This window comes from Rhizobium rhizoryzae (assembly GCF_011046895.1).
Taxonomy (GTDB): Bacteria; Pseudomonadota; Alphaproteobacteria; order Rhizobiales; family Rhizobiaceae; genus Neorhizobium; species Neorhizobium rhizoryzae.
The window spans coordinates 248,151-265,683 of sequence record NZ_CP049250.1 but is presented as its reverse complement, the minus strand read 5'-3'; the positions used below and the strand labels follow the sequence as shown (position 1 = coordinate 265,683).

At 58.3% G+C, this 17,533-nt stretch carries 13 protein-coding genes; 4 read left to right on the top strand and 9 right to left on the bottom strand.

The genetic code is table 11. The annotated features are described in order from the left end of the window. Positions 1 to 143 precede the first annotated feature (143 nt). The 4 genes from G6N80_RS07545 to G6N80_RS07530 form a co-directional block, all read right to left on the bottom strand. Positions 144 to 1,340: a (R)-mandelonitrile lyase gene (locus G6N80_RS07545; protein WP_165132771.1), complete on the bottom strand. Its 1,197-nt coding sequence runs from the start codon at positions 1,338 to 1,340 to the stop codon at positions 144 to 146. Positions 1,341 to 1,409: 69 nt separating this feature from the next. Then, on the bottom strand, positions 1,410 to 2,489 hold the full coding sequence (locus tag G6N80_RS07540) for an alpha/beta hydrolase (protein WP_165132768.1): 1,080 nt from the start codon (positions 2,487 to 2,489) through the stop codon (positions 1,410 to 1,412). A gap of 29 nt (positions 2,490 to 2,518) precedes the next feature. Continuing rightward, the gene (locus tag G6N80_RS07535; RefSeq protein WP_165132765.1) at positions 2,519 to 2,986 is read right to left on the bottom strand and encodes a cyclophilin-like fold protein; all 468 of its coding nucleotides are present in this window, start codon (positions 2,984 to 2,986) and stop codon (positions 2,519 to 2,521) included. Continuing rightward, entirely contained in the window at positions 2,983 to 4,164 is a 1,182-nt protein-coding gene (locus tag G6N80_RS07530) for an MFS transporter (RefSeq protein ID WP_165132762.1), read from the bottom strand. Before G6N80_RS07530 ends, G6N80_RS07535 begins: the two co-directional genes overlap by 4 nt. A gap of 120 nt (positions 4,165 to 4,284) precedes the next feature. Here G6N80_RS07530 and G6N80_RS07525 point away from each other — a divergent pair, with 120 nt between their 5' ends. Further along, on the top strand, positions 4,285 to 5,184 hold the full coding sequence (locus G6N80_RS07525) for a LysR family transcriptional regulator (protein ID WP_165132759.1): 900 nt from the start codon (positions 4,285 to 4,287) through the stop codon (positions 5,182 to 5,184). 323 nt (positions 5,185 to 5,507) lie between these two features. Here G6N80_RS07525 and G6N80_RS07520 read toward each other — a convergent pair whose 3' ends face one another. Further along, on the bottom strand, positions 5,508 to 6,155 hold the full coding sequence (locus tag G6N80_RS07520; RefSeq protein WP_165132756.1) for a TetR/AcrR family transcriptional regulator: 648 nt from the start codon (positions 6,153 to 6,155) through the stop codon (positions 5,508 to 5,510). 217 nt (positions 6,156 to 6,372) lie between these two features. On the opposite strand from G6N80_RS07520, the gene G6N80_RS07515 reads away from it, so the two are divergent. The 3 genes from G6N80_RS07515 (at position 6,373) to G6N80_RS07505 (ending at position 8,261) form a co-directional block, all read left to right on the top strand. Further along, positions 6,373 to 7,266, top strand: coding sequence for an NAD(P)/FAD-dependent oxidoreductase (locus G6N80_RS07515; protein ID WP_165132753.1), 894 nt, complete (start codon positions 6,373 to 6,375; stop codon positions 7,264 to 7,266). A gap of 56 nt (positions 7,267 to 7,322) precedes the next feature. Then, entirely contained in the window at positions 7,323 to 7,703 is a 381-nt protein-coding gene (locus G6N80_RS07510) for an antibiotic biosynthesis monooxygenase family protein (protein WP_165132750.1), read from the top strand. A gap of 84 nt (positions 7,704 to 7,787) precedes the next feature. After that, positions 7,788 to 8,261, top strand: a complete 474-nt coding sequence (locus G6N80_RS07505) for a methyltransferase family protein (RefSeq protein WP_165132747.1) — start codon at positions 7,788 to 7,790, stop codon at positions 8,259 to 8,261. 816 nt (positions 8,262 to 9,077) lie between these two features. Here G6N80_RS07505 and G6N80_RS07500 read toward each other — a convergent pair. From G6N80_RS07500 to G6N80_RS07485, 4 genes are all read right to left on the bottom strand, one after another. Beyond that, a complete protein-coding gene (locus G6N80_RS07500) occupies positions 9,078 to 11,054 on the bottom strand; it encodes a hypothetical protein (protein WP_165132744.1) in 1,977 nt (658 codons plus the stop codon). Beyond that, positions 11,051 to 11,770 carry a hypothetical protein gene (locus tag G6N80_RS07495; protein WP_165132741.1) on the bottom strand — a complete coding sequence of 240 codons (720 nt, stop codon included), beginning with the start codon at positions 11,768 to 11,770 and terminating at the stop codon, positions 11,051 to 11,053. The genes G6N80_RS07500 and G6N80_RS07495 overlap by 4 nt, the downstream gene beginning before the upstream one ends. A 2-nt stretch (positions 11,771 to 11,772) precedes the next feature. Further along, positions 11,773 to 13,188 (bottom strand): VPA1262 family N-terminal domain-containing protein, encoded by a 1,416-nt coding sequence (locus tag G6N80_RS23340; protein WP_246251525.1) that lies wholly within the window; start codon positions 13,186 to 13,188, stop codon positions 11,773 to 11,775. Between the two features lie 1,722 nt (positions 13,189 to 14,910). Next, on the bottom strand, positions 14,911 to 17,163 hold the full coding sequence (locus G6N80_RS07485; protein ID WP_165132735.1) for an AAA family ATPase: 2,253 nt from the start codon (positions 17,161 to 17,163) through the stop codon (positions 14,911 to 14,913). Positions 17,164 to 17,533 lie beyond the last annotated feature (370 nt).

Here is a 17,533-nt window from a genome sequence, read left to right as displayed (position 1 = left end):
CACCTTTGTGCCCTGGCTTTGGGCATCAGTCAACAGGACGGTCGAGCGGCAATAATTTCCGCTTACTGGGCGGAAATCATGCGGCAGAATAGAGGACGTTGGAAACTGAAGACGGGAAAACAGATCCCATCGTGACACGCCTTTCAATCAGCGAGCGAACCTTTTTCGTATTCCTCGTCTGACACCTTCTCCATCCATGTCACGGAACTTTCGTTGATCGCCGCCTCGGCCACGGCGAAGTGCGCCATCGCTTCGGTACTTACCGCTCCGTGCCAGTGTCGGACATGGGGCGGAATCCAAACTACGTCCCCCGGCCCAACCGTCCGGACCTCTTCGCCCTCCCTCTGCACCCAGCCGCGGCCGCTCACGATGAACAGCGTCTGACCGAGGGGATGGGTGTGCCAGGCGGTACGAGCGCCTGCCTCGAAGGAGACCGTCGCGCCGCCGACGCGGGCCGGCGCTTCGGCCTGGTAAAGTCCCGAGATTTCCACCTGTCCGGAGAAATACTGTACGGGCCCCGGCGTCCTGCCGCTGCCCGCCTGGGTGATCTCGATGTCCTGCTGCGGTGTAGTCATAGTGTTTTCCTTCCTTTTCTCAAAGACATGCTTGAGCACGGGCACGGCGGACATGGCTCGGGGCCATCCTGCGTAGAAGGCGATATGGCTCAGGACTTCGGAGGTCTCCGCGGCCGTCAGTCCATTGTCCATGGCGCGGTTGGCGTGGAAGGGCAGTTGTTCGGGCTGCCCGATGGCGATCAGCGCCGACATGGTCACGAGGCTCCGGTCACGCGCCGAAAGATCCGGCCGCCGCCACAGGTCGCCGAACAGAACGCGATTGGTGAGATCGGAAAGTACCGCCGCCGTTGGCGCGACGGTCGTGTCGACGATGGCCTTGCGGGCAGCCTCGGCCGTGGCCTCGAGTTCCATGCGTGCGTCTTCGCTGTTCCCGACGGCTCCGATCTGTCGAGCATCAAAGACCTTCTTCGTCTCCTCGACCGCGGAGATGGCATTCGGCCAGCCGGAATAGAAGGCGAGCTGGGTGATGAGCTCGCCGATCTCCGCAGGCTTTAGTCCGTTGTCGAGGGCGGCGCCGACATGTGCCGCGATCTGCGCCGTTTTCCCGGTAGAAACGATTGCCGAGACCGTGACGAGGCTGCGGTCGCGCGGGGCGAGTTCCTTTCGTTCCCAGACCTCGCCGAACAGGACCTCGTCCGTGAAGTGGCCGAGGCCGGGTGCGACGTCGTATACAGCCGCCGGAGCAATCCTGCGGCGTTCTTCCTGGGCTTCGACGCCCGTCGCGGCGATCGCCGAGATTGTGATGGATGCAGCGATATTCTTCATCTTCAAATCCTTCTCAAGTAGTACAGCGTCCTCGCAGCCACCGGCTCGACGACGTCCGGCGAAGGGGGCTTATGCCAGATGCTGTCCGAAGAAGTCGGCCATCCTGTCGAATGGTATCTTGTCTATCCGGTCGTACAGGTCTGTGTGGCTCGCACCGGGGATGATCATAAGCTCCTTCGGCTCCGCTGCCGCGGCGAAGGCGGTTTCCGCGAAGTAGAGGGAATGCGCCTTCTCGCCATGGACGAACAGGATCGGTCGTGGCGAGATTTCAGCAATGTAGGTCAGGATCGGCATGTTCATGAACGAAAGCGGGGTCGTCTGCGACCAGGCATTGCCAGAGTTGACGGCGCGGGCGTGATAGCCGCGCGGCGTCATGTAATAGTCGTGGTAGTCGACGAGGAACTGCGCTTCGCCTCCCTTGAGCTCGTTGTAAGGGGGCTGATAGGCAGGGGCGCCTTTCTCCGCATCGGTCCAGCGCTGCCGGCTCATTTGATCCAGCGCTTTCGTCCTCTGCTCGAGCGTCACGCTGTCGTTGTAGCCCTTCGACATGACGCGGGTCATGTCGTACATGGTGCTCGCGACTACGGCCTTGACCCGCTTGTCGACAGCCACGGCATTGAGTGCCATGCCGCCCCAGCCGCAGATGCCGATCATGCCGATGCGCTCGCGGTTGACGAAGGACTGAAGGCCGATGAAGTCGACGGCTGCGCTGAAGTCCTCGGTGTTGACGTCGGGGGAGGCGATGTTGCGGGGCTCGCCGCCGCTTTCACCGGTAAAGGATCCGTCGAATGCGAGGGTCGCGAAACCACGCTCGGCCATCGTTTGGGCATAGAGACCGGAAGACTGCTCCTTCACGGCGCCGAACGGGCCGCCGACGACGACTGCTGCGAGCCTGCCGCTTCCCCGTTCTTTTGGAAGATAAAGATCGCCCGACAGCGTGACGCCATACCGGTTCTTGAACGAGACCTTCTGGTGGTCGACCCTGTCGCTCTTCGGGAACACCTTGTCCCACGAGCTCGTCTGTGCGAACGCCGGCGTTGCGGCAGCCACTGGAATGACGCCGAGTGCTGCGACGGCGACGCCTGTCGCCTTCATAAGGCTCCGCCGGCCGGCGTCGAATCCTTCGGTATTGTCGGTCTTCCTGTTCATCCGTGATCTCCTTGGATGGAAGTTTCGTCTTACTGGATGCGTTCGATGCGCAGCGGGAATTTCCCCCGGACGCGCAGCGCTTCGTAGCCCTCGTCGAAGCGGCCGAGGCGCACGAGGCCCGGATGCTTGTAGTCGGCGTAGAACATCGCCAGATTGCCCCAGGGCATGTAGTAGCAGAGGTCGTAAGGCCGCTCGTTCGAGAACGACCCGTGCCCGTCCACCGTCAGTTTGCGGGGCAAGTAGGCGATCTTCTCGTTGGAGCCGAAGTCGTCGATCTCCAACTGCAGTGGCAGCATCGAAACGAAGTCGCGTGCCGACGGGTTGTCGTAGAGGGTCGCGGTCATCGTGTGCGTGTCGAATATCAATCTGATCTTCACGTCGGTGCGCTCCTGATCGTCGGGGCCGTTTTGGCTGAACACTCTTGTCGGTAAGATTGCGGCTGCCGCCGCCGAGACGAGAAGGCCGCGGCGGGTCGGACCTATGCGCGACACGCTCATCGGGACCTCCTGGTGGCACGCCATGTGGCAATGGACATAATCGACGAGCCGAGCAGCAGCACGGCGGCGAGCGTGAAAGTCGAGCGCCAGCCGAGCGTGTCGAAGAGCAGGCCGCCGAGGGATGCGCCAGCCGTGATCGCAAGCTGGATAACAGCCACCTGCAGGCCGCCGCCCGCTTCCGCGTCGTCTGGAAGTGCCCGGCTCAACCATGTGCCCCAGCCGACCGGAGCGGCGGTTCCGAGGAAACCCCATCCTATCAGGGACAGGAACACGCCGAGTTTCATCTCGCCAAAACCGATCATCGCGACAGCGATGCAGGCCATCAGCAGCGGAATGGCGACGAGAATGATGAACAGTCGGCGGGATAGAAGCTTTCCGATGACCCATGTGCCGACCGCTCCGGCCAGACCCATCACCAGAAGGGCGATGGAAAGAGTTTCGATGTCTAGTCTGGTGACCGTTTCCAGGAACGGCCTCAGATAGGTGAAGAGCGCGAACTGACCCATAAACAGGAGAAGGATCGCCGCCATGCCGAGCGCGACGGGTAGCCGTCCAAGAAGCCGGAACACGTTTCCTGATGCTTCTCCGCGTGGCGAAAGGCTAGGCAGGCTCATCCACTGCCAGACAAGAGCGAGCAGCGCGATCGGTACGACAAGGAAGAAGGCGCCGCGCCAGCCGATGTAGGCGCCGAGAAGGCTGCCGAGCGGAGCCGAAATCGTCGCGGCGATGGCATTGCCGGCGTTCAGCAGCGCGAGCGCCTTTGGTACTTGATCCCTGTCCACGAGGCGCATCACGATCGACGTCGACATCGACCAGAAGCCGCCGATCGAGATGCCGAGCAGCGCTCGGCCGAGCATCAGGACCGAGTAGGACGGTGCGATGGTGACGAGGATGCCGGACAACATCAGTAGCGCGGTCAAGGCCAGCACGAGCAGGCGCCGGTCAAGTCGACCTGCTAGGGTGGCGATGGACAGGCTCGTTATCACCGCAAAGATCCCGGAGATCGAAATTGCCTGACCCGTATTCCCTTCCGAAACGCCTAGGTCGAGAGCGATAGGGGTCAGCAGGCTGACTGGCATGAACTCCGACGCGATCAGCACGAACACGCACAGGGTCATGGAGAGAACGGCCCCCCATGCCGACGGTTTCCGTTCGATGTTGTCTAAGGTGAGCGTCATCGCTTCGTCCTGGACCTTAACTGTTCAACGTTGCGCTGAAGATAGTCCTCATCTACTTTTCGGATTAGACGGACCAATCCGCATGGACCTATCGATTTTCAACATGAATAGGATGCGCAGATGCAACGCGAGGACATGAAGGACTTGTTGTGGTTCCTGGAGGTCGCGAAGGAAGGGAGCTTCACCAAGGCAGCCGCAAACCTTGCGACGTCTCAGTCTACCCTCAGTCATACAATCAAGCAGTTGGAGGCCCGCCTCGGCGTCCGTCTTCTTACAAGAACGACCCGCAGCGTCGCGACGACGGACGCTGGAGAACGCCTGTTCAGATCAATCTTACCTCGGTTTGAAGGCATTGAAGCGGATCTTGGAGATCTGGTCGCATTCCGCGAGAAGCCCTCCGGCACCGTCAGGTTGACCTTGTCCGATCATGCTCTGCAGACAACCGTATGGCCAAAGTTATCTGTCGTTCTCGACAAATATCCCGACGTCAAGGTGGAGCTCTACGCCGACAATGGAATGCGCAACATCGTGGAAGAACGCTTCGATGCCGGCGTTCGCCTTGGGGAAAACGTCGACAAGGATATGATCGCCGTCCGGATCGGTCCTGATTGGCGGCTCCGCGCAGTCGCTTCACCAAAATACTTCGCCAGACGCGGGCGTCCTCAGGCGCCTCAGGATCTAGTGGGTCACGTCTGCATCAACATGCGTCAGGCGACGCTCGGCGGCTTCTACGCGTGGGAGTTCGAAAAAGACGGCCGGGAACTGCGGGTGAGGGTGGATGGCCAGTTAAGTTTCAACTCCTCGATTTCGCAGCTAGAGGCCGCGGTCTCAGGCTTCGGCATCGCCTACGTTCCTGACAACCTTGTGGAGGAGCATATTGCCGATGGCCGTTTGCAAGCTGTCTTAGATGACTGGAGCCACCCATTCACCGGCTACCATCTCTACTATCCCAGCAGACGTCAGATGTCGCCTGCCATGGCGGTAATTGTGGACGCTCTTCGGCAGCGCGGATCAAATTGAGTTGAGCGAATTTCAGGTGCCGACCGGATACCAAGGTCCCCAGCCAATCTTCCTAGCCGTCTTCGAACACGACGGATAGCCTGAGGAACTGCAGCCGGGATTGACCAAGTTATTAGAAGACGTCACTTTTTAGTGCGGGAGATGGTCGCCGCTTTGGGCATCAGTCAACTGGACGGTCTAACGGCAATAGTTTCCGCTTTTGGGCCTCATGTTTGCGGCGAGGCGGCCAAATGGCTCACGGCAGTTTTGCGCTTTCATTTCGCCATTCAGACCACCGTTGTAACTTCCCGAAAGCGGACGGTTTCTTCGCGGCCTCGTCCAGACTATCCGCCCGCATGGTCGTTGCCGTGGTGCGCAGCGATGAACATGGCGACGGCCGAGCGGCAATAGGATTCGATTTCGTTGTCGTCCGAAGCTTTCGCCTCGTCGAAGCGTGCGATAATCAAAAGGTCGGAGCCCTTGAAAAGCGCACCGAACAAGCGGGCGGACCCGAGCGGATCGGGCACGTTCAAAGCCCCCTTTGCGTGCAACTGACGCAACAGGCCCTCGATTTGCGCAATGATATGGGCGGGGCCTGCTTCGTAATGGAGCCTGCTCAACGACTTCTGATTTGGCGTGTCTGCCATGACCATGGCTTCGACATTGCGGACCTCCGGGCGCAGAAGCGTGCGAAGCAGTGAAGATCCCGCCGCCATGAGCTGATCTTCGGCTGAACCATTGGCGCCCGCGAAAAGTTTCTGCGGCACCAACTGCTGGCAGCGGGCCGCAAAAGCGGCGCCAAACAGAGCCTCCTTGTTCTCAAAGTGCTTGTAGATGCTGAGCTTGGATATCTTCGCGTGCTGGGCGACCTTGTCCAATGTCGTCGCGTGAAATCCCAGTTCCTCAAACAGTTCGCACGCGGCGTCGACGATCGTTTGGCCAAGCGCCTCGTTGGCAGGCCGGCCGCGTCGGGTTTGAGCATGGTCATTCATGGCTATTGCGATCCTTGACAGTATCTTTATTCGACATTACGATACCATAAAGTATCCGAAATATGCAAGTCTAATTCCGCCGACCCAAGCCACGAGGGCACCATGCAACGACGAACACTGCTCAAGCGGGCGCAATTTCCGCCATGGCGTCCCTCCTGTTGAGGCCGGCGCAAAATCCAATCCAGTCCCCTCTATCCGCAACACGGAGCCCAACGCAATGAATCACGTCATCATCATCGGCGGAAGCTTTGCCGGCCTCGCCGCCGCCCTGCAGCTCGGCCGTGCCCGCCGTAAAGTCATCGTTCTCGATACCGGCCTTCAGCGCAATCGTTTCGCCGGCCGGTCGCACGGTGTGCTCGGCCACGATGACAAGCCACCATCCGCAATCCTGACCGAGGCGCGGCAGCAACTCGCGCGCTATCCTGCGATCAAAATGGTTAATGCCCGCGCCGACAGCATCTCCGGCACCATCGACAATTTCTCCGTCCTCACTGGCGACGGCGAAACCCTCAGCGCGCGCCGCGTGATCCTGAGCTACGGCGTTGTTGATCAGATGTCTGATGTTCCGGGTTTTGCCGAGAACTGGGGCGCGTCCGTCATCCCATGCCCCTATTGCGACGGCTTTGAAGTTGCCGACCAGCATTGGGGCCTAGTCTGGTCGGGTCCGCAGTCGATGAACCAGGTCAGGCTCTTTCACGATTGGACCGACAATTTGACGGTCTTTGCTGATGTCCACGACATCGCACCCGACATCCGGGCCGATCTGGCAGGCCGAAAAGTACCGGTCATTGATGGACGGATCACCGGGATCGCCCGTCACGGGAGCCATGGCGCCACCGTCAAGATTGATACCGGCCCCGATGTCGCGGTCGACATTCTGTTCGCGCATCCGCGCAGCAAGCCGTCCGCAAGCCTGCATGAAACACTGGGCCTCACCACCGTGGCTACGCCAACCGGCATCGCTATCAAGACCGACGAGCGCCGCGAAACCAGCACGCCTGGCATCTATGCCGCCGGCGACCTCGCCAACCCTGGGATCCCCTCGGTTACGACGGCAACATGGCAAGGCGCGATGGCGGGGATATTTGCCCAGCAATCGATGCTGGTTTGAAAACAAGCAGCACCGATCACGTCAGTTACAATTTCACGATAGACAGGAGCGCCATCATGACCGCCGCAAAACCATTCGAACCTTTGGACGAGAAATTTCCTTTTAGCCGCCAACTCGGTATCGCGGCCGCACCTCTCGTGCTCATCAACTTCTTCACAGTCGTCGATCCCGCTGACGAAGCGGGCTTCCTGGATGCTTTCAAGGCGGCTGCCGAGGTCATAACGAAGGCGCCGGGCTTCATTTCCATGCAACTGCATCGAGCGATTGGCGATAGCCCGACTTACCTGAACTATGTGGTGTGGGAATCCACCGAGGCGGTCCGCGCCGCCTTCACTGATCCCGCGTTCCTCGCGAAACTTCCAGCATATCCTTCATCCGTTGTCGCCAAGCCCCACCTTTTCCAGAAGGTCGCCGTTCCCGGCTTCTGCGTTGCCTGACTTGGGAGATGCGGTAAGGCGCGACGACAGGTATATCTGCCCAGCAGTCGATGCTGGTTTAAGAGCGCAGATTGGAGGATAAGCATGGCCGTCGAACCGGACAGCGCGGGTGTGCGCTTCCCTCCGCCCTTCGTCTATCTGGGAGCGCTGCTGTTGGGGCTGGCGGCGGAGCGGTTCGTCACCTTGCGCTCTTTCGGCATCGACTGGCGGTTGCTGGTCGCAACGGGTGCGCTGCTGTTCGTTGCCGGCGCGGCAATGATGCTTGCGGCGGCGGGACTGTTCCGCCGGCTTGGCACCAACGCGCCACCCTCGCGGCCAACGACTCAGATCGCAACGACCGGTCCCTATCGGTGGAGCCGCAATCCTATGTATCTCGCCATGGCGCTTATCTATGCCGGCCTTGCGATCGGCTTCGACGGGCCAATTGCCTTCGCCCTGCTACCCTTGGTGCTTATCGCGATCCAGACGCAGGTGATCGCCCACGAGGAGCGCTATCTCGAAGACAAGTTTGGCGAAGAATACCGCCGCTACAAGGCCGACGTTCGCCGCTGGTTCTGACTATTTGGTCACAGCTTGCCGCCACAAATGAGCCGTCGACGCACCTCACGCTGATGACTACTTTCGAGAAGCGGTAACCAAGAGCGGACAGACCGCCACCGGCCCCGTTGCGGTCATTGATCGCGGGTCCCCAGCCAATTTTGCGAGACCCGCTCGAAGCACCACGTTTAGGCTTGAAAGCGCGGTCCAGTGTTGTTCAAGTTATTGAGAAGACGCCACTTTTCCGTGCAGGCGATAATCGCCAATTTGGATCGAAGAATCGCTCAAAGACGACTTGCCTGGGGAGCCTGGATTCTCACATGATTTCAATGACTTAAGTAAAAGTCTTGAAATTCCCTCTGTTTTCCTGCCGCGAGCGACCGTGGATGCCACCTTTGTGCCCTGGCTTTGGGCATCAGTCAACAGGGCGGGCGAGCGGCAATTATTTCCGCTAATGAGGTCCCAACTTCCCTCTAGCGATCACCGCGCGTTTGTCCGCCTTGCGCCTTATCTTGGTTATTTGGACTTGGACGCTTTAACCGAAAGCGGACCGCTCGCCGGCTTCGAATCGATTGCGTTGTTGGCAGGACGCTCCTGAGGCCTATCGTTCGCCGGCTAGATTGGAACCTGAGCAGGTTCGCTTTGCGTCCAGATAGTTTGCAAGCTGCGCGAGGTAGTCGCAGTGCCCCACCTCGTCCAACTCATGGCGTAACGGGCTGAACTGCATTATTCCGAACTTTGCTTCCTCTCGGCTCTGAGGGCTAATTATCTCGTCGGATCGCTTTCTTTGCAATTGATTCGTCGGCCTCGGCGTTATCGGTAGCAGCCCTTGAGCACTCACTCCAGCTTGCCTACTTCGGCCCTCGGATTAGCTTGCATATCGGCGAGAAGGCGCAACGCCGAAGCTGCGAAGCGCGCATCGATATCAGCGAGGGCACGAATGACTTCCGCGATATGATCTAGGTTCGACCCGTTCGACTCCAGAGCCTCCTTGATGGCCTGGGTTGACGTGCCATTTAGTTGCAGCGAGCGCAGCAACCGCAGGAAGTGTTCGTCCGGCGCAATAAATGGGCCTATAATTTTCGCAAGAACCAAAGTCGCATGCGCCGCGTCAGGGGATGGAGCGTGATCGTTTGTCACAAGCTTCACCCACCTCACGACAACATGAATGACGGCGCTGGACCAGAATTCATCAATGAACGGCGAAGTGAGCCAGCGCTCAAGTGCAGCGTCGTATAGACGAGCGCATAGAGCTATGCCCGACGATCCCTCATTAGAGTCGCGCGACTCAAGCCAATCCACCGCTCCCATGCCGATGGCCCAGAGTGCCTTCGGAACTGCGTGGGCTCCCCCGTCATCTCCAGATCTCACACGATGCAAATCCCGATCACGGAAGTACAGTATCGCGCGCCATCGCTGGTACCAGGTTCCAGCCGGATCCGGCAAGCCTGCGAGGCCCCAGCCTAGCATCTGATGGACCCAATCCGAAGGTCTTGAGGCAAGGGTAAGCGCGGTGTGAACAGATCCAATCCCCACCACGTCTTCAGGTGTGGAAGGTATCGGCAGATCTTCGTTGGAGCTGCTGCTTTGATCATTGGCGGCTATGGCGGGCAGCATCGCAGCAACGGCCCCGAAATAGGCGTCCTCGGCCATCATATCAGGCGGTCGCCATCCTGCCCAGGAACGAGCTGCCGGATGCTTTACGAGCGAATCTAATAAGAACCACGCCGGGGCGGTTCCCACATCTGAAGCCTGCGGGGGCGGGTTCCGGCCGTTTTGCGAAAAGCGCCAAGCGAGATCCCGTACCAAGCGACTAGATTGATTGAAGGTTAACGAGCGACCGTCACGCCGCAAGTTCGCGGACGATGTCAGCTCTGAAGCGGCCCAGGCAAGATCGGCGGCTACCTCCTCGTTGGAGTGGCCAGACTCATCGTCAGGCCACTGAAGTCTGCTCCGCAGATGCTCTAGGCCGGCCTCGAGCAGAAGCGGCGCGACCGGGGAGCCGTTCCACGCGCTCTGTGCATCGAACGCCGGAGGCGCTAGCTGTAGAAGCTGTGAGATCTCTTCCAAGTCGTTGAGGACCCTCCTGGAGGAGAGCGCTACCTGCACCGGATGGGGCAAGTCGAAGCGGGAAAGAAGAGTGACGAACTCTTCGCGGCTATACTGATGGACTACGAGCAAGATTTCGCTGCTTTGACCCCAATAAAACTCGCTGCCAGGCAATGTTTGGTGCAGGGACTTCAAACTTCTGGTTTCTCTCCAATCCGCGACGGCGGCCGCGAAGCTATCGCGCTCGCTGCTCAGCACACCTCCAGCAGGATCACTGTTCTCTGCATCAACGATTGCCCTCGCTAAAGTCAGGAAACGCCCAGCTAGTGCCGAGTTTTTCTTCAGACGATCGACAAGGTCCGACTCAAACGCATCCCAAGCAAGAGACGTCAGAATATTTCGGGCAACCTGCCACGTAGTTTCATCCGGGCGCTGGGAAACCGCATCTGCGGCCGCAAGGCCAAGCATCCAGAGAGCGGCCGGGTCATCATCCGCACTACGGCTGAGCGTCGCAAACCGGCCTGCTGCATCGTCGAGGCCTGCGAGCAGTAGGAAGCGCTCAAGGCGGGAACCGAGGCGCTTCCCGCCGCTATGTACTTCATCGTTCGACCCGCCGCGCGCTGCCTCCTCCTTCAGCCAAGACGCCAGCGCAGCTCGGGTGTGGTCCGTCTCCGGGTGCCTCACCCAGAATTGCTCTGCCTCGCGGCGTTGACGTTTCTGGTAGCGTACCAAGGCCAAGCTCTCGGGAATGCGCCATCCTCTCATCTGCGGCCTCTTTGCGTAGGGGCCAAGGGCGTACGAGCATGTCGAGGTCGCTCGGTGCCCCCCTCCTCCCAGAGATGTTCAAAAAACCTTATTGCCTGTGTCTCACTTGCGTTCCAGCCACGGCTTGCCGCGTTCAACCCATGATGCCCACCTCCAACGGTGGCTCCGAAATGCCACAGCTCTTCGTCGACGATGGCAAAGCGGTCATGCAGGTAGGGATAGTGATCTTTGTTCAGTACGGGCCGCCATGCGATCCCTATTTCCCGGACGGGTCTCGGCGAGCGATCGTTTGCAAGTCTGCTAAGGTCAGCGACAAAGTCCACAATCTGCTGGGACTGCACCGCACCTTGGTGTTCGGATAGCAAACGGATGTCCGAAGCGTCGGTGGCGTTGACCACAGCCTCTAGGATTATCGCTTGGGACATGTCGAACTTCGGATCCAAGATCCAAATTCGGACCTGTGCAAAAGCCATCGCTTCAAGGAAAGCGTCCAAGGCCAGCGCATCGCTGGCCTCACGGTCGGTCGACTTGATCTCGCGCCGACGCGTATCGATCGACGTGCGATCGGGGAAGCCCCGCTCATCGTATCGCGCCCACATCGAGCGCAGTGGAACGAACCTAACCGATGGCCAGAGCAGTTCAGAAGGCCCTGGTAGATTTGGAACAGGTGTAGCAGTAGGCTCAATCGATGGCCCTGCAAGGACGATACCGGTCATGGCTAATTCTCCTTGGCTAGGGTCGCGGCAGCTCTTGCAACGGCGTCCCGGCGCCGTGAGACAAAAGTTGCGATGTCTTCGGCGCCATCGAAAAGTTGAGCCAATTCCTCAAGCACCGGCGCGGGGTCGGGTAGGCGGATAATCATGCCCGCGCGGTCACCGATTGTCCCAAGGGAATTCCCTGTAAACCAGACATCGTCGTCAATTACGAGGAACCGGTCATGAAGTCGGGGCGGATCGCCTCTCAATACACGCACCTGTGCTCCTGCCAGAGAGTTTCGAGACGTCTGCAACCGCGTGACCTCTTGCTCCACCTCATCTAAGCGTTGGGCCTCGACAACATGGTCCGTCTGATGAAATGGCAAGGCGGAAGTCAGAATGCGAATGGAAACAGCGGCACGAGTTACGGCGTGTGCGAAACGAAACAATTCCAACCCTGTAACGTAAGGATCGAAGATGCCTAGGGTCGAGCGGGCCTCGCCGATGATGGAGCGCAGAAACGCTGCCGCGACACCGTGGTCGCCCGCGAACCAACGCTGGCCTAGCCGCTCGCCAGCGTGCTTGCGCGCCCTGCGGGAGGCGCTGTCTGCGAACTCGTCTCTCGCGGCCGAACGATCACCGACAGTAATGGTTTCGTCGGCAATGTCAGGCACGCCGAATATTTCTGTTGGACCGCCGATAGTCCGACCCGCGGGGGCAGTATAGCGGCGACCCCCGTGAATTACAGACGACCTTAGGGTGATCGACCTTATGAACGGAGCCGGCTTCGACCAGTAGAGGGGCCCACGCTGCTCACAGGAAATTATCAGGCCCTCAGCGCGAAGCCTATTCCCGTGATAGAAAACCTCAAATGCCCTTTCACCGCGCAATCTCCGTCGTTGCAGTCGCGTGACGAGGCCCGCACTTTCTTGAAATGATACGACCTCCAACCCGTCCGTTGAAGCTCCCGGTCGTGGAACAATGTTAACTAGCGTGCGCTCAGCATGGCCGTCGCTGGGAGGGATGCGCCGACGCTCTAAGCGGCGCCAGACAGGATTGGGAGCAATAAGAGCAAGGCTACCGATCCATTCCGGATGCGTAACGAAATCTAGGTGCACGCGAGCGGCGAGCCAGGATCGATTTCTAGCCTCGTTCACGATGTTCGCCAAGGCTACATTCGTCGCAGCCAGCGAACGATGAATTCGAGGCTGGTCTTGCCAGTCACTCAGGAATGGTAGCTCGTATCGCATACCGTCCTCTGGTCTCTCGGTTCCTAAGAAGAGGCCAAGCTCAGGCCAAGGAGGGTCTTCCGTGAGCGGACCCACTGATAGCGGCCCACCATCAGCTTTGACGCGGTCAGTCGATAGAAGGGGGATAGGGGTAGTAGCCGCACCTTCTAGGACCGAAACGTACCAGCGAAGCGCCTCAGTGCCGGTCATTGCAACACGGCGGAAAAAGAGGGTGCCCCCTGCTACGCCTCGAGCTGTTACATGCTCGAGTTGACCAGTGTCAGGTTCCGGAAATGGCTGGGGGAGCAGCTCGACGGATGCAAAAATCAAGGTTGCGTCCGTCTTTTCGCGATTAAAGTAAGTGGCTAGCCGGACCACGCCGTAGGGATAGTCATTCTCTGCTCCCCAAAAAAAACGATCGGGACTTTTTGGGGAATCAGTTGAACTTTTCATTGGAATCTCAATGCGCCTCGATCTAAGCAAAGCATAGGAGATCCTTCTTTGAGGAGCTAGCATTAGTTGCAATCGGTGGGATGCCGATCGAGTGACGCTCAGGTGGTGCAATGGTGGCACATCTCTTTAGCGCCAAATAGAGACGGTTAAGGCGAGGCCTGCAAGTGCAAAAATCGGCTGCCTGAACCAGATGAGTCCCCGCGGATGCTTTTCAGTGGTGGACGTCAAAAAGCAGCGTAGGGCTACCCTTGATCAATTTGGCAAAGACCTTTCGGCCAGGAGAATTCCGGTACATCGCTACCCGGATGCGGGGACATGGGCCCTGGAATATTCCCATCGCAGCGCGTTCGCGGAAAGCACTTGCCGATCATTTTGGAGACAACTGCTACCAGCACAAGAAGTGGTCGATTAATGACGTTCTCGTCGTCGACAAAGACCCTCTGCGACTGGTTTATGTAAACCCAGAATTCGAGGGATACCGGACAGCGGCATTGGATATCTTTCCAACCGCACCTTGGAGCGTGGTAATCGATCATTGCCTGGGGCGGCGAATTGCCCAGAAGGCTGGTTATGAGTATGTCCTCGTACAGCGGATAACCAGTCGGGTTAATTCCAGCCATGCCTATTTAGAGCGCACCACACATCGGGGTCGTCCCACGTACGCCTGGGGAAACCCACGCCCCCTATGTTTTTCAGACGGACGAATCAGAAACAAGGCTCTCCATCGTGGGATCAATTTTTGGGGTCCACGTCGTTATCAGCCTTATGACCCTGCCTCGACGTCGGATGCGGGACTGACCTTGAAGCAACTTGGACGTTGGTGGTGGGCCCTTGGCATCGAAGATGGCTATGAAACGTGCGACGATTTGTGCCGTCCGCCATACGGCGGCGATCCACGTCTCTCAGGCATTTCGCCGTATTGCGCTGCCGACGCTCGCGAGTCCGCTATTTTGTTTGACCATCCTTGAAGCTGCCAGTCCACTGTCAGCCCCAAATCCATCGTTCGTTGCAGACTGTTTGAAGCACTAGAACAGGGTCCCCAGCCATCGCTTTGCGAGCGCGGAGCGTCTTTGGGGTCCGGGGAACGTCACATTCCAATTGACGTAAAATCGAGCCAAGTGGCTGAAAAGACGCCACGATTTCTGGTGGGGAATGGGAACTTTATAACGGAGGAAATTGGTGGCAAAATCTCCTGCCTGGGAAACCTGGATTCTCACATTATTTCAATGACTTATCGAAATCGCCTTTGAATTCCCTCTATTTTCCTGCCGCGAGCGACTGTGGATGCCATCTTTGTGCCCTGGCTTTGGGCATCAGTCAACAGGACGGGCGAGGGGCAATAATTTCCGCTCTCACGAAGAAGGTTACAGTGCCCGGGATGGCCGCTTCGCGCCTCCCACTCGGTCATTTGGCAAGTCATAGCATAACTTGGAACCGGACATTCTCACGCAACCAGCCTGCCATAGTCCGCAAGGAGCGTCAGCATCCGCCGACGATCGCAATAGTACGCTGTGCATATGTCCGAACTTCGTCGTCTACAAAAGCCGCATTTGGATCGTGGTGGAAAGGCGCCGTGAACTGATTGATGTCGTCCAAGTCGTTATACTGCGGCGTTAGAGGATGGCTGGCGTCCGCGCGAATAATCGCCAGCATGTCGCCCAGCCATTTTCCGTCTAGGATTTGGTTGGGAAACCGGTAGCGGATGTATTTTTCCAAAAGCGGCCGCATCGCAGTCCGCATTTCCCGCGCGTTGTTGTTGCGACCCTCGGCGAACTCCTGAAGTAACATATGTTCTTGAAGATAGCCTTCCTTTACTTCCCACTCGATTTCCCAAGGCTCGATTGACGAGCCGGTGGAGGTCCCGGAAATTTGCATCGTCGTACAGGCCACGCCGTGGATTAGGACGCGTACAGCGTCGAGGAAGAACTTGTCGTGGCTCAGGACTATCGTCTGAGCTGCCTCGCCGCCTGTCCTGACGATCTCCTTCGCCGTCATAGCGCGTCGGAAATCGTCGAGGCTCGTGAAGGGATCGTCGAACACTACGACCTTGCGGGAAAGATCCGCGTCTCGCTTTAGCTGCGCGAGGAAGAAGGCCAGCGCGAAGGTATTCTTGTCGCCAGTGCTCATCGTCGTGTCGAACCCCGGATCGTTCTCGCCATTCCGTGTCACGTCGACGTCGTTGGAGTCGAACCGCAAGCAGTAGGTCGACTGCGGCACCTTCCCGATATAATTTTTGCCGCATTTGGCCAGCCGGAACCCGGCCCCGAATGTGGCTAGGATCTTGTTGATGTCGACCTCATACGCTCCAAGAATTGCCTCGTCATAGATATCCAACGCCTTCTTCTTGGTGTCCTTGTCATCGACCAAAGCCTTCTTTTCATCCAGCAGTTTCTGGTAGCCGGTTGCTAGCGTGAGAACCGGCTCGACATGCCGCTTCCGGACGGCTTCAAGCCCCGCGAGATTCTCCTCCACCGCGGCTTTATTTGCCGCGGCGCTTCCCTCCTTTACGGCCTGGATAAGCTGATTTGCTGCAGCGACCTTTTCTGATGCGGCGTTGAGTTCCTTTACGGTTGAAGACCATTTCGCATTTGCTTCGATGAAATCGGCAGACTCTGGCACAGCTTCCAGAGGAGCTTCTGTCTTATGTTGTAAAACGGCCTTCGCCGCCTGGAGGAGAGCGTCAATCTCGGCAACTACCCGAGTCGCCGCTTCCGGGCCCTGGTATTGGTGGTCGCAGTAGTCTTCCCAGAAAGCCGCATCAGCCTCCGCGTCCTTGAAGGCCTGCTCGCACTTGAGCGCTGCCGCTGCCGACAATGCTCCATTGAGCGCCTTACTCATGTCGGCAATTGTATCCTTGTGATCCGCATAGGCCTCGCTGAAATAGCCGCGATAGGCATTGATCAGGTCATTGTCCGCCATCGTTTTGGCGCAGAATGGGCAGTTTTCACCAGTGGCATGTTTCAGCCCCTGGGCTAGCCAAGTTTCACCACCCTCGTGAAAGTCGTGAGCCGCGATCTGTTGTTTGACGCGCTCGGCCGCATCGGCCGCGATCCCGTCAACACCCTTGGCAAGAAGCGCGACGAAACCCTCCGGCAATGCTGGCAACTCTGGCACGCTCAAGAGCTTACGGGATTTGATGGCGTCTAAATCATTAATGGCCTTCAGTTTAAGCGTAGCGTCCTCGATCTTCTTGTCTACTGTGGGATCAGCAGCGAGCTTGAGAAACGCTTCGAGCTTAAAGCCCTTCGGCACATGCTGCTCAAGCACCTTTTTCTCAGTCGTTATCTCGGCCTGCTTTGCGGTTGCGTCGGCATCTAACTTGTCAACCTCCTCCGCAAGAGCTACTCCGGTAGTACCGACGACAATGCGATAAAAATTGCGGCGGTGCTCGACATCCACCTGGTCGCCGCCATGGACGTTTTCGTTAACAAAATGCTGGTCGAAGATGTGAATGTCTGGGCTGGATCCGCTCCAGGCACCGTTCGAGAACCGTACCGGACCCGTGTCGAGCAGCAAGCCAATCGAAGGATCGGATGTGGCATTGAACGTTTTCCGGCGCGTGACGAGCTTCGGGTCGTTGAGCCGAAGGGACCGAAGGATTGCGCCTAGCGTTGTTTTGCCGCGGCCATTACCTCCATAAATCAGCGTGAACGGCTCATAGTTGCCTCCGCCGATGCGCGCCGATTTGAAGCGGCCGACATTCTTTATCTCGGTTACCTTCTTTAGAAACAAACCCGCCCCTCCTCACCATTGGGGCTTCTCGGCCCACCTTCAATTGGCGAACGCTACTATTACGCGAGTAGTTGATTGTTGCAACACATCGCGTGCCCAAGCAAACAGGAGATACTCTCTTGTGCATTTTTAGAAGGCGAAGATAGAATTGCCCTCAACTATTGCGCTGTGGGAACTGCAAACTTCTCCTCCCGCTTTTGGTATAGCGTAAGTGGGCCTGATCCTATTGTGTGCCTCTGCCGGTAATGTCAGCTTTATATGCGGAATACTCCAACAACGGACAGTCCGCTCTCGGCCCCATGTCAGGCGTTAACCGGAGACCGCCGGACATCTGCGTCTCTCCCACCGAGGCTAATCCCCAACACGCTCC

Coding starts and splice junctions, on each gene's coding strand:
- G6N80_RS07525 (WP_165132759.1), top strand. CDS start 4,285: ATGCAACGCGAGGACATGAAGGACTTGTTGTGGTTCCTGGAGGTCGCG.
- G6N80_RS07530 (WP_165132762.1), bottom strand. CDS start 4,164: ATGACGCTCACCTTAGACAACATCGAACGGAAACCGTCGGCATGGGGG.
- G6N80_RS07505 (WP_165132747.1), top strand. CDS start 7,788: ATGGCCGTCGAACCGGACAGCGCGGGTGTGCGCTTCCCTCCGCCCTTC.
- G6N80_RS07495 (WP_165132741.1), bottom strand. CDS start 11,770: ATGACCGGTATCGTCCTTGCAGGGCCATCGATTGAGCCTACTGCTACA.
- G6N80_RS07510 (WP_165132750.1), top strand. CDS start 7,323: ATGACCGCCGCAAAACCATTCGAACCTTTGGACGAGAAATTTCCTTTT.
- G6N80_RS07520 (WP_165132756.1), bottom strand. CDS start 6,155: ATGAATGACCATGCTCAAACCCGACGCGGCCGGCCTGCCAACGAGGCG.
- G6N80_RS07535 (WP_165132765.1), bottom strand. CDS start 2,986: ATGAGCGTGTCGCGCATAGGTCCGACCCGCCGCGGCCTTCTCGTCTCG.
- G6N80_RS07545 (WP_165132771.1), bottom strand. CDS start 1,340: ATGAAGAATATCGCTGCATCCATCACAATCTCGGCGATCGCCGCGACG.
- G6N80_RS07540 (WP_165132768.1), bottom strand. CDS start 2,489: ATGAACAGGAAGACCGACAATACCGAAGGATTCGACGCCGGCCGGCGG.
- G6N80_RS23340 (WP_246251525.1), bottom strand. CDS start 13,188: ATGACCGGCACTGAGGCGCTTCGCTGGTACGTTTCGGTCCTAGAAGGT.
- G6N80_RS07500 (WP_165132744.1), bottom strand. CDS start 11,054: ATGAGAGGATGGCGCATTCCCGAGAGCTTGGCCTTGGTACGCTACCAG.
- G6N80_RS07515 (WP_165132753.1), top strand. CDS start 6,373: ATGAATCACGTCATCATCATCGGCGGAAGCTTTGCCGGCCTCGCCGCC.